The 13,030-nt window shown below is 43.5% G+C and carries 9 protein-coding genes and 1 pseudogene; 5 read left to right on the top strand and 5 right to left on the bottom strand.

Features of this window, described 5'->3' with window-relative positions:
- The 3 genes and pseudogenes from glyA to V7D75_RS07440 form a co-directional block, all read right to left on the bottom strand.
- Window positions 1-270: pseudogene (glyA, locus tag V7D75_RS07430) on the bottom strand (serine hydroxymethyltransferase); the annotation flags it as partial.
- Window positions 271-580: 310 nt separating this feature from the next.
- Window positions 581-1,081: a chorismate--pyruvate lyase family protein gene (locus V7D75_RS07435; protein WP_333614049.1), complete on the bottom strand. Its 501-nt coding sequence runs from the start codon at window positions 1,079-1,081 to the stop codon at window positions 581-583.
- Between the two features lie 80 nt (window positions 1,082-1,161).
- Window positions 1,162-2,520 (bottom strand): GNAT family N-acetyltransferase, encoded by a 1,359-nt coding sequence (locus V7D75_RS07440; RefSeq protein WP_333614069.1) that lies wholly within the window; start codon window positions 2,518-2,520, stop codon window positions 1,162-1,164.
- Window positions 2,521-3,415: 895 nt separating this feature from the next.
- Between V7D75_RS07440 and V7D75_RS07445 the strand changes: the two genes are divergently transcribed.
- Both V7D75_RS07445 and V7D75_RS07450 read left to right on the top strand, forming a co-directional pair.
- Entirely contained in the window at window positions 3,416-5,638 is a 2,223-nt protein-coding gene (locus tag V7D75_RS07445) for an NADP-dependent isocitrate dehydrogenase (RefSeq protein WP_333614050.1), read from the top strand.
- Window positions 5,639-6,052: 414 nt separating this feature from the next.
- Window positions 6,053-6,433 carry a potassium channel family protein gene (locus V7D75_RS07450; RefSeq protein WP_333614051.1) on the top strand — a complete coding sequence of 127 codons (381 nt, stop codon included), beginning with the start codon at window positions 6,053-6,055 and terminating at the stop codon, window positions 6,431-6,433.
- A gap of 112 nt (window positions 6,434-6,545) precedes the next feature.
- Here V7D75_RS07450 and icd read toward each other — a convergent pair whose 3' ends face one another.
- Window positions 6,546-7,805 carry an NADP-dependent isocitrate dehydrogenase gene (gene icd, locus V7D75_RS07455; RefSeq protein ID WP_333614052.1) on the bottom strand — a complete coding sequence of 420 codons (1,260 nt, stop codon included), beginning with the start codon at window positions 7,803-7,805 and terminating at the stop codon, window positions 6,546-6,548.
- A 543-nt stretch (window positions 7,806-8,348) separates the two neighbouring features.
- Between icd and V7D75_RS07460 the strand changes: the two genes are divergently transcribed.
- Both V7D75_RS07460 and copM read left to right on the top strand, forming a co-directional pair.
- Window positions 8,349-8,975, top strand: coding sequence for a pseudouridine synthase (locus V7D75_RS07460; protein ID WP_333614053.1), 627 nt, complete (start codon window positions 8,349-8,351; stop codon window positions 8,973-8,975).
- 251 nt (window positions 8,976-9,226) lie between these two features.
- Window positions 9,227-10,069, top strand: coding sequence for a CopM family metallochaperone (gene copM, locus V7D75_RS07465; RefSeq protein WP_333614054.1), 843 nt, complete (start codon window positions 9,227-9,229; stop codon window positions 10,067-10,069).
- A 114-nt stretch (window positions 10,070-10,183) separates the two neighbouring features.
- Here copM and V7D75_RS07470 read toward each other — a convergent pair whose 3' ends face one another.
- Window positions 10,184-12,181, bottom strand: coding sequence for a M61 family metallopeptidase (locus V7D75_RS07470; RefSeq protein WP_333614055.1), 1,998 nt, complete (start codon window positions 12,179-12,181; stop codon window positions 10,184-10,186).
- 326 nt (window positions 12,182-12,507) lie between these two features.
- Here V7D75_RS07470 and V7D75_RS07475 point away from each other — a divergent pair, with 326 nt between their 5' ends.
- Window positions 12,508-12,993, top strand: a complete 486-nt coding sequence (locus V7D75_RS07475; RefSeq protein WP_333614056.1) for an FKBP-type peptidyl-prolyl cis-trans isomerase — start codon at window positions 12,508-12,510, stop codon at window positions 12,991-12,993.
- Window positions 12,994-13,030 lie beyond the last annotated feature (37 nt).

The raw sequence follows: 13,030 nt of genomic DNA on the forward strand, positions 1-13,030 counted from the left end.
GACGTATTCTGCGCCAAACAATTCTTTTGCACGGTCGATGGCCAATTGCTCAACCACATCAACGTGCTCACAGCCACCATAATAACGCTTACCAGGATAGCCTTCAGCGTATTTATTGGTCAGGTCAGTGCCTTGGGCTTCCATCACTGCTTGTGAGCAGTAGTTTTCTGAAGCGATAAGCTCGATGTGGTTTTCTTGACGCACGCTTTCAGCGGCCATGGCTTCAGCAAGTACTGGATCAAACTCTTTGATAGAAATATCTTTAAACATAGTGATGTCCTAGGTAGTGGCTATCGTTAATGGTGGTGCTCATTGAAAAGAGGCGAGTAATAAAAGAAGGTAAAATTGACAAGCGCAGGCAATTGGCCTGTTAAAAACTTGCCTAAATTGGCAATAAAATCGGTGCGCAGAAGGGCATCGATATCATCGCTATAGCTTAAGTGTAGCATGAAACTTTGTGCGATGAGCGCAAAAAAACCTCACGGAAAGCTGAGAGATTTAAATGGCGTTATTACAGAAATAAATGCGCAATAAAATAAATGACTTACTGATTTTGTATATCAGCTTTTATTGTAATTATTTAATCACTCTTGGACAAAAAAGCCGCTAAAAAAGTTTCACTAATCAGTATTTTACGTCCATACCAATCATATAGCGTCTGCCGTTGCCAGCCGTCTGCCGTCTTTTCGATAGAACGTCGATTAGGCAAAGTACGACGGCGCTTAAACAACACATAGCCAATCGGCGTACCTTTTAGCTGCTGTAAACGGCGAGCGCGCCCCTTCAAACTTGCTAGCGGAAAAATGCTTTGTGCTTGCACCCACGGCTGCTCATTATTACCATATAGCTGTGAATCACGTACCCACACCAATAACGGACGGTTTAACGCCGCGCCTTGCAAACCCAATTGCTTTTTTTGTGCCAAAGATAATAGCCTATAACCTTCAAAACTACGCTCGACACGTAACGGCTGCCCTGCTTTTATTTCGAGCATGGCCGTCAGCGACCCTTCGGTATTGAGAAAATCTACTAGCTCAGTGGGAGCGGATGATGGAGCAGAACGAGAAAAATGAGGAGTCATAGTTTACAGCTGATAGGAAGTTATTAAATGGAAAATTGCCAAGCAGGAAGTGATAAATCACATATTAATAAGTGATACCATTAATCAGTACTATCAAACGTCGGCATATTATCGATATTAAAGGGCAATGCTGCAAAGGCTTGCTTGCGATATTGCGCCATATGCATGCGGTCTTTGACGCAAAAATTACTAATCGCTGGGACAAAACGCCCATCGTAAATACGGTGCAACGAGTGAGTTTCGGTCGGAACAAAACCTCGGACTAATTTGTGCTCACCTTGGGTGCCAGGGTCAAAATACGTCAAACCTTGCTCAATCGCAAACTCGATACCTTGATAATAACACAGCTCAAAGTGCAGGCTATCATACTCAGCGAGTGCGCCCCAATAACGACCATAAAGCGTGGCGTTTTGGCTATTGGGTTTATCATAAAAGAACAAACTGCTAGCGATAATTTCACCATTGGCATCAAGCGCTTGCGCGAGCATCAAATGCTCAGGCAGGCTAACCGCTAGTTTTTTGAAAAAATCTAACGTTAAATAAGGCTGCTGCCCACGTACCGCGTAGGTCATCACATAACAATGATAAAACGTCTGCCAATCCTCTGCAGTGATAGCAACCCCGCATTTACGCTGACAAGTGATGCCTTGCTCAGCAACTTTACGCCGCTCAGCACGCACGGTTTTGCGTTTTTTGGCTCTAAAGGTTGCCAAAAATTCCTCGAAGTCGGCAAACTGCTCGTTATTTTGACTGACATTTTTATTTTGCCATAAAAATTGGCAGCCCTGCCGCTCAAGTATCGGCAGCTCAATCGGTTCTACCATACCGCTATTTTTTTGATTATTAAGCGCCATTTCTATATCGATATCAGTTGGCATTGACGCGTTAGCAATAGCCACCATCTCAGACGTTGCAAACAAACCGTGCCAGCTAGAGGCCTCTACTTGCTGCGCGATATCATCTACCCCTGCGATAGCTGTCTTTAAAATATCTGCGTTTAGCGCATCACCTGCTGCTAGCCACAGACGCTGTCCCGTTACTGGTGTATAAGGTGCACTAGTCACCAAGCGTGGATAATAATCAAGACCATACTGCGCATAAGCTTGTGCCCACGCATGGTCAAAGACGAATTCGCCTTGATGATGCCCTTTAATAAAAACAGGCATAACGGCAATAGGCTGCCCTATTGATTCTGAAGTAAGCGCTGGCTGCGCAGCATTACTTGTATCGTCATTCGCATTATTATCAATAACGCCATCTGTCTCACTTGGTCGATGGATTAAGACATAAATCGGCAACCAACCTGCTTGCTCACCAATTGCGCCTGTATCACTAAGTGCTTGCCAAAACTCAAATGTCATAAAAGGCGTATCTGGCGTTTGCCAACGCGCCATATCCTGCCAGCTATTATCACTGAGTAACGCATATTGTAAATTCATCATCACCACACTATTTTTAGAATTTATTATTAAGCTCATTTATTTTTATCGTTTAGCCTAGCAAATATCAGCGCGTTTGCTGTCACAATTTGCAAAAAAGTAAAAATTATCTGGCGCTAAAATACTTTTATGAAGAAGGGTTATAAACAAAGGCGCATAAATAAACCATAGCTAGCCGTAGGGATAAATTACTCATTGGTTTTATTGATGGGGCGCAGGATTGGGTTTTGTTAGCGTTAGTATGTTAAAAAAAATACTCTAAAAAAAGCTAATTTAAAAACAAATAATTTGAAGTATGTAGACTATTTCAATGTCGATAAGCGCATCATTTCACAAACAAGCTTACAGAAGTGAAAAATGGCACTAAAAGCGCGCTAATTACACGCAAAAGATGATATTGAGAGCGAGGACTGGTAGAATAAGGCTATTATTAGCTTAATATAATTCAGATACATAGGGTATGAGCGAAAATAGTATACTTAGTTCAATATACAACATTGACATCATATCAGATTTATAGTGGATCAACTATAATATAGCGTCAGCCATTCGCGCTCAGATCATTGTAAATCCTGAGTATTGAGTCGCTGGTTTGCATAAATTTTTAGCAACGGTCTTTTGAGTGTGACCTTTTATAATCACTCTTTAATAGAGCTAGTGCTTGATCGAGCGCCTGCTTTATAAAGACGAATAAACGCAAATGGCTGGCGACGAAACTTTTCTCGCCGTCATACTCGCTCAAGAATGGCAATAAAAGACGAATGATGTATTTGGACCTCGATTGAACCTCGAACCAACCCCGTAGACCATTATGGTATAAGGGCTGTATAAAGCTATTAAATGATACCGCAGCCTTATTAACCTCATTAATGACAACAAGGAATAATCTACTAACATGTCAAAAATTATTTATACAAAAACTGACGAAGCCCCAGCGCTTGCCACCTTATCATTTTTGCCGATTGTAAAAGCATTTGCCCAGACAGCAGGCGTCGACGTTGAAACCAGTGATATCTCGGTCGCGGCGCGTGTGTTGGCTGAATTTCCAGAATACTTAACCGAAGAGCAGCGCGTTCCAAATAACTTAGAAGCGCTTGGCAAATTGACTCAAGATCCAAACGCCAATATCATCAAACTACCAAATATCAGTGCTTCTGTACAGCAGCTAAAAGCAGCTATCAAAGAGCTACAAAGTAAAGGCTACGCGATTCCTGATTTTCCAGACGAGCCAAAAAACGCAGAAGAAGAAGAAATCCGTCGCCGTTATGGCAAAAGCTTAGGCAGCTCGGTCAACCCTGTATTACGTGAAGGTAACTCAGACCGCCGCGCGCCAAAAGCCGTCAAAAACTACGCGCGTAAACATCCGCACTCGATGGGCGAATGGAAACAGTGGTCACAGACTCACGTTTCGCACATGCACAGCGGCGACTTTTATGACGGCGAGCAGTCGATGACCTTGGATAAAGCGCGTACCGTGCGTATGGAACTGTTGCTCGAAGACGGTACGACCAAGGTATTAAAACCAAAAATTGCCTTGCTTGATAAAGAAGTCATCGACTTGATGTTTATGAGCAAAAAAGCGCTGCTTGAATTTTATGAGCGTGAAATGGAAGATTGCCGCGAAGCCGGTATTTTATTCTCATTACACGTAAAAGCCACGATGATGAAGGTGTCACACCCTATCGTCTTCGGTCACGCGGTGCGCATTTATTATAAAGACGCCTTCCAAAAACATGGCGCGTTATTTGATGAGCTAGGTATTAACGTCAATAACGGCATGGCAAGTTTGTACGAAAAAATCACCGAATTGCCAGCCAGCTTACGTGAAGAGATTGAGCGCGACCTCCATGCATGCCAAGTACACCGTCCGCGTCTAGCGATGGTTGATTCCTCAAAAGGCATTACCAACTTCCATTCTCCAAGTGACGTGATTGTTGATGCGTCAATGCCCGCAATGATTCGTAACGGCGGTAAAATGTGGGGCGCTGATGGCAAATTATATGACTGTAAAGCGGTCATGCCTGAATCGACCTTTGCGCGTATTTACCAAGAAATGATCAATTTCTGTAAGTGGCATGGTAACTTTGATCCAACCACCATGGGTACGGTGCCAAACGTTGGTTTGATGGCACAAAAAGCAGAAGAATACGGCTCACACGACAAAACCTTTGAATCTAGTGATAACGGTATCGCACGTATCGTCGATATCGACTCAGGCGAAGTCTTACTTGAGCAGCGTGTTGAAAAAGGCGACATCTGGCGCATGTGTCAGACCAAAGATGACCCTATCCAAGACTGGGTTAAGCTTGCAGTACGCCGTGCGCGCGAATCAGATACGCCGGTTATTTTCTGGCTCGACCCATACCGTCCACACGAAAACGAGCTGATTAAAAAGGTTAAAACCTATCTAAAAGATCATGACACCAACGGTCTGCACATCGAAATTATGTCACAAGTTCGCGCCATGCGTTATACCTTAGAGCGTGTTGCTCGTGGTTTAGATACGATTTCTGCCACTGGTAATATCTTGCGTGATTATCTGACTGATTTGTTCCCGATTTTAGAATTGGGCACCAGTGCGAAAATGTTGTCAGTTGTGCCACTAATGAAAGGCGGCGGTTTGTTCGAAACTGGCGCAGGCGGTTCAGCACCGAAGCACGTACAGCAGCTGATCGAAGAAAACCATCTACGTTGGGATTCTCTCGGTGAGTTCCTAGCCTTGACCGAATCTTTAGAGCATTTGGCCAAAAACGATGACAATGCCAAAGCGAAAGTATTGGCGGACGCTCTTGATAGAGCCACTGAAACGCTACTGTTAAATGACAAGTCGCCATCACGTAAAACAGGCGAGCTTGATAACCGTGGTAGTCATTTCTATCTGGCAAAATATTGGGCAGAAGAGCTGGCTGCTCAAGATGAGAATAGCGAGCTAAAAGCACAGTTTGCGCCGCTGGCCCAAAAACTTGAAGACAATGAAGCCGCTATCGTTGAGCAGCTAAATGAAGTTCAAGGCAAATCGATGGACCTAAAAGGTTACTACTTAGCTGATGAAGCGTTGGCTGAGAAAGCCATGCGTCCAAGTCCGTTATTCAACGAAGCTATTGCTTCATTGTCATAAATACTTGGTTGCAAATAAAACCAAGCTGACTGAACAAGCTTTATTAAAGTCAGCGTAAAACAAACGCCCCAATAGCCCTAGGCTATTGGGGCGTTTTTATGGGTTCTGTGCTGCTTAAAGCGTTCAAAGCAAACACCTACACCAATGTCTTATATAAAGCGCCCTACTGCTACGGTTAGATGACGCCCAATGTTAAAATTATTTTTGAGCATTTACTGGGCCTAAGACTAAGCATAATACTGAGCGTATGGATGACATCTTATGATACTAGAAAAAATAACAACCGCCAGAGGTACTCTTTTTATTTATATCTTTACCGGCAGTTTATGGTATTTACTGGCTCGTTTTTTACCTGACAATAGGTGGCGCGATATATTTACGATCGGCCTTGCCTTCTTGTTTTGCGGTATTTTTATGTGGTCGCTTTTTAGCACCTTGCAGCGCATCTATGGCGATGATGGCAATTTATGGAAAGAGCTTGCGATGACAACGCTTAATGTCTTTTTATTTTTGCTTACCTTTTCGGCACTTTATTACGAAGTCGGCATCGTCGACACCACGCTCGACGGCAATCCCATTTCGCAAGATTTTTGGGCGTGCTGCTATTATGCCGTCGTCACTTTTACCTCAACAGGCTATGGTGATTTTCGGCCGCAAGGCATCACTCGGGTTTTTGCAAGTTTACAGGCGTTGATTGGCTACTTGGTGCTCGGTTTAATGGCGTCAACCAGCTTATCGGTGGTTCAATGGACAGCGAATGGTAGCGGTAAAAATCGTGGTAAAAATGACAGCTAAACTTATTATTCAATAATCAGTATAAAAACCATAAGCACAAAAAAACCACCTATAAAAATATAGATGATTTTTGTTTGCGCTATAAATTATAAAATCACCTGCTATAAAGCCCTTACGCATCCATATGTTTAATAATGGCTTTGCCAAACTCCGAGCTACTGAGCAAAATAGCATCTGGCATCAAACGCTCAAAGTCATAAGTGACGGTTTTATTTTTAATCGCGCCTTTGATACCTGCGATAACAAGATCAGCCGCTTCTATCCAACCCATATCGCGCAGCATCATCTCTGCCGATAGAATCAACGAACCTGGATTGACCTTATCTTGACCAACATATTTAGGCGCTGTGCCGTGGGTGGCTTCATAAACAGCGATTGAGCCGCCCTTATTGGCACCCGGCGCGATACCGATACCGCCAACTTCAGCAGCGAGCGCATCAGAGATATAATCACCGTTTAAGTTTAAGGTTGCAACAACTGAATATTCAGCAGGGCGCATCAGGATTTGTTGCAAAAAAGCATCAGCTATGACGTCTTTAATGATAATGTCATTACCAGTTTTTGGGTTTTTCATCGTCATCCAAGGCCCGCCATCAAGCAGCTCCGCACCAAAACGTTCAGCGGCAAGCTCATAGCCCCATTCTTTAAACGCGCCTTCGGTAAACTTCATGATATTACCTTTGTGCACGAGAGTGACGCTCGGTAAGTCATTATCGATGGCATGCTGGATAGCTTTACGTACCAAACGCTGCGAGCCTTCTTTTGATACAGGCTTGATGCCGATACCGCAGTCATCTGAGAAACGGATTTTGGTCACCCCCATCTCTTCCTTTAGGAATTTAATAACTTTTTTGGCGTCATCACTGCCCGCTTTCCACTCGATACCGGCATAAATATCTTCTGAGTTTTCGCGGAAAATCACCATATCGGTCAGCTCTGGGCTATGCACAGGACTTGGCACACCCTCAAACCAGCGTACGGGACGCTGACAGACGTACAGGTCAAGCTCTTGCCGTAACGCGACGTTTAATGAGCGCATACCGCCGCCAACTGGCGTGGTCAGAGGCCCTTTAATGCTTATGACATACTCGCGCAAAATCTCTAGCGTTTCGGTCGGCATGTATTCGCCGTCGTAAACCTTAGAAGCTTTTTCGCCGCAATAAACTTCCATCCAAACGATCGATTTTTTGCCTTTGTAGGCTTTTGATACGGCGGCATCGACCACTTTAATCATCACTGGCGTGATATCAACGCCGATGCCATCGCCTTCGATAAAGGGGATAATCGGATGATTAGGGACGTTTAGGGACAGATCAGCGTTGACGGTTATTTTTGCGCCGTCTCTTGGGACGATAACTTTATCATAGGGCATGGGGTCAAACTCCTTTTATACTTATATATTGGTTGCGCCAGTTTCCTTGGCGTTCTGCTATGCTAGCTAAAATATTTTGGCTTTAAAATGGCATTATGCTAGCGAGTTACGTATTAATAATTTGTGTGAAATGCCGATACGCCAATAGGTTTAAAAGTATGTTAGATAATCATTTTAAAAATCATATTTTTTGCCATTATTTTTATGACTAAAGCGCCAAAGTTGCGTGAAGCAAAAATAATCATTTTCATGATTTCTATCAGATGAATGATATAAAAATATAATCATTTACCTTAAATAGTGTACTAACATAAAAGCATGACTGATAATTTTTCTTTTGCATACGTCAGTTTTACCAATCAATATTATAAATACCACAATATGAACAGGGTTATTTAATATCTCGTTTATTGTTATTGTTACGTTTGCTTATCTGAGTTATTTTTTAGCAACAGTCCGCTTTTTACTTTTGCGTAAAATCGACTTAAACTGCCATGCGTGCCACCGGTTAGCAATCAATTTATTTTTAGGAAATGCCATTTTATGTCGACCTCTAGCTTAGTTTTATTCAACAAACCTTACGGCGTACAAAGTCAATTTCGTGATGACAGCAACAATGACCACACCACTCTTTCGCAATATTTTACTGACAAGTCGCTGCGCGTTGCTGGTCGACTTGATGCAACCTCAGAAGGCTTGTTGATTTTGACCAGTGATGGACGGGTAAATAAAGCCATTACCCAACCACCATCATCCAAGAACTTCGCCCAAAACAAGCAAAAACAAGGGAAGACTTATTTGGTACAGGTCGAAGGTTTGGTAAGTGCGGCTCAATTAGAGCAGCTAGCGGCAGGGGTGCATTTAAAAGACGGCAAAACCTTACCAGCAGTTGCACTACTGGTTGGGGAAGCCGATTTGCCGATTGAGTTATGGCAACGCGATCCGCCTATTCGCGAGCGTAAAAACGTGCCAACGTCATGGCTAATGCTGACCATTTATGAGGGCAAAAATCGCCAAGTAAGACGCATGACCGCCCATGTTGGACTGCCTTGCTTGCGTCTGATTCGTTGGTCGGTGGCAGGATTTGAGCTTGGTTCGCTTGGCGTTGGTGAGTTTGTGCGTATTCACCTAAATAGTGAGCGCTGTCGGCAGTTAGGGATTATCGATTAGATTAGCGTGACAAATTAAACCTTATCCGCTTATATGAGCCAATTTTGCTTTTATTGAAATATTACGACTTATTAAACGGCGCGTCTCGAACGCGTAAGGTTTATCTGTTAAGATGCAAAACTGCGCTGATTTGCCAACCGTGCCCTATTTTCGCGTTTTATATCGGTTTAAACTTGGGCATTATTTATCTTGTTTTCTGTCTTATTTTTCGTTGAGCCTGTTTCCTGTTTTTTTGATAGTAAGGATATATCATGATTGCCTCTCGTCATTTTGCTTTGTTTGCTACCAGTGTGGCTACTACCCTGCTGCTAAGCGCTTGCCAGCCAGCAACTGAGGATAATGAGGTAATGCCAATAGAAGAGGCCACTCAAGTCACTAATGAACCATCTGAAACAGCTCCCGAGGATGCCCATGCTGGGCACGACATGGCTGCCAATGATGTTACGGTAAACGCTGAAAAAATGTCAGATATGCTGAAAGACTATACCAAGTCAATGACCAGTATGCATAATGAAATGATGGTTGGCATGGGTTATAACGATCCTGATACCGCCTTTGCCAAAGGCATGCTCGGCCATCATCGCGGCGCGGTAGATATGGCAAAAATCGAGCTAAAGTACGGCACTGATGAAACCATGCGTAAACTTGCACAAGACATCATCGACTCGCAGCAGCTTGAGATTGATATTCTTAATAAATGGCTCGCAAGCCATCCTGATGCGCCCAAACCAAAACCCAATACCGAAGTCATGCAAGAAGCGTATGCAAAAGGAATGAATACCATGCATAGCGATATGATGCTCGGTATTGCTGAGCCTGTCGCTGATATGGCATTTGCGCGCGGTATGCTGCCACATCATATCGGCGCGGTGGACATGGCGAAAGTGCAGCTCCAATATGGTACTGATGAAGAAATGCGCAAATTGGCACAAGACATTATCGACGCCCAGCAGCCTGAGATTGAATTGATGCAAAGCTGGATTGCGGCAAATAAAGCGCCTGATACCGCGATTACCGATACTGATGACGCCGTTATCAATGATGAAGCAAATGATAAAGAAGCGATCAAAGAAACAATTAATGCTACAAGTTAAACAACTATAGCTTTTTAACCATTGCTTATAGCACTCCGAATATTAAACATATAAACCCTTGCTGAGCTGCGTACTTAACAAGGGTTTTTAATGTCTTCACGCTTTATTATTTATCTATTCACTTTGATGGCGTGCTAGCGCATTTAGCCATGTATCTTCAGTATTGGCATACCCTACAGAATCCCCTTCGTCTTCACAATTTGTACTCGCCCTTGCTAACCGTAAGCTGATGCTATGCGGGAAAACTGTCTGGTTAACGTCGTACGTATCTTTATCACTCAACTCTTTAGGCACAACCTCAACTACCATTAGCTCATCACGGCGAAATAAATGACATTGTACAGGGCGGGTAGCAGTGCTAAGCGTTGCTAATTGCTTGGTGTCTGCTTTAATCCCATCGATTGCGACAATGACGTCATGCGCTGAGATACCCGCTTTGGCGGCAGCGCTGTCACGGTTGACGCGATTAACCTTTAATCCAAGCGGCGTCTCACTACAACGCATGCCCCACGGTATGTTTTTATCGGCAGTTTCTTTGCTATTATGGTGGAACTTAATACCATTTTCCGTAAGCAGCGCCTCTAGTGGCAGCTCCTCAACGCTATTGACATAACGGCGCTCAAACTCTTCCCAATCTGCTAACGGCATAAACTGCCCGATAACTGCACCCATATCGGCGCTACTGATGCCAATACGTTTATTATCCTTTTGCTTTGCTTGGCTATAAAAAGCTTTAACCACATCAAACAAACGATAACGCCCATCGCTTTGTGCAAGCAGAGTTAAATCCAAGCATAACGCCACCAACGCGCCTTTGTTATAGTAGCTGATACCTGCATTGCCAGTATTTTCATCGTTGCGATACAGCTTAATCCAAGCATCAAAGCTCGACTCGGCAACGCTTTGATGCGCGCGCCCCGGTGTTTGATAGTAGCGATTAATTTGTTCGGCGAGTAATTTAAGATAGCTTGCCTTATCGATGACGCCTGACGCTTGCAACATAAAATCATCGATATAAGAGGTAAAACCTTCAAACACCCAAAGCAGCGGCGTAAAGGCTTCGCGCCGTAAATCCACATCTAGCATCACATCTGGACGCACGGTTTTGACCCACCATGCATGAAAGTATTCATGGCTGCATAAGCCCAAAAAACGCTGATAGTCGCTACTTGGTACTTTTGGCTCATCCATACTGGGCAAATCGCGACGCGGGGTAATCAAACTGGTCGAATTGATATGCTCAAGCCCGCCATAATCCTGACCACTGGCAAAGGTCATAAAGGTGTAATCATTAAATGGTGCATCGCCAAGCCAATCTAGATAAGTTTGACAGATTTGGGTGACGTCTTGCTGCAAGCGTCCCATGTTAGCGCTATGCTTACCTGAAAGATAAAAATGATGGCTAAGCGTCTGATGCTTATCATCTTGAATGATAAAATCAAAGCTATCTTGTTCGGCAAACTCAAACGGATGATCGATAAGCTCATGATAGCTGTCTGCTTGTAGAGTATATATTCGCAGCTTATCAATTTGCGACTGTACTGCCTCAAGTCCGCACGCCAAGCGCACAAGACTAGCGTCTTTATCAATTAAAAATGCAGCTGGCACGATTAAATTCACTTTTACTGCTTTTTGCTCTTGCCCATCAATCGCTAAGGCTAATGAGGTAAAGTTACCATACAAACGCTGCTGGTCGATATACGCAGTACGCACCGATAAATCATAACAATAGACTTCATAATGGACGCGTATGCGCTGTCCTGCCCGCGCCTCTGGCAACTGCCACATATTTTTATCTACTTTTTGCGCGCGATACGTGTTTGTTTTTCTATCACTGTCCGTGAGTTGACTATCTAATGTTTGATTGTTTAGAGTTTGGCTATCTAAAATCTCATAATGCACCGCAGTGATATTACGGGCAAATTCACGCATTAAATAGCTACCAGGTATCCATGCTGGCAGCCACAAACTTGGCGTGTCAGTATCAGCGGTAAAGGTCAGCGCGACATCGACCAAATGCTCTAAAAACCGCGCAAAGTCAAACTGATAAGAGATATCTGCACTCTGCTGATTCGAACTATTAATCGGTGAGGCTTGAGAAGATAAATTCATAATCGTTATTATCCTTATGTTTATGACTATGGTAGAAGCCATCATGCAAAAACGCAACTGGCAAACTTTAGCCTTTTACCTTTACCAACGGCCAAAACTGAAAAATCATATTTATTTACATTAATTCGCCCAATAATTGCTATTTTTTCGGATTTTAACCTTGAAACCGCTGGCAGGCATCGCAATTAAAGATGCTAACTGCTAAAGTTACCCTAATAAACTGATGATAATTAACTAATGACGTGGCTATTTGGCTGGCTGATTGGCTTTTTTAGGTTTATTGCAACCGTATTTAAATTTCAATAACGACATATTTAGGATAATTTATGACTACTATCGCAAAAGACACTGCCGTCAAGTTCAACTACACTCTAAAAGACGAAGAAGGCAATATCCTTGACCAGTCTCCAGAAGGTCAACCGCTTGCGTATTTACATGGCCATAGCAACATCATCCCAGGTCTTGAGCAACAACTAGAAGGCAAATCTGCTGGCGAAAGAGTCAATGCCGTTGTAGAGCCTGCTGATGGTTACGGTGAATACCAAGAACAAGCGGTACAACATGTACCACGCGAAAACTTCCAAGGCGTTGATGATATCCAGCCTGGTATGCAGTTTCAGTCAGAAGCTGGCGGTCAAGTGATGCTAGTAACTGTGACTGACGTAAACGATAAAGAAGTGACGGTTGATGCAAACCATCCATTGGCTGGTAAGCGTTTGACCTTTGATGTAGAAATTCAAGAAGTACGCGCGGCGACTGAAGACGAACTAAACCACGGCCATATCCATGGTGCTGGTGGCGTTGAGCACTAATCTCTTCTTGAGTTTGGCGTAAAATTTTTAGACGATA

The organism is Psychrobacter sp. (assembly GCF_036731945.1).
GTDB lineage: Bacteria > Pseudomonadota > Gammaproteobacteria > Pseudomonadales > Moraxellaceae > Psychrobacter.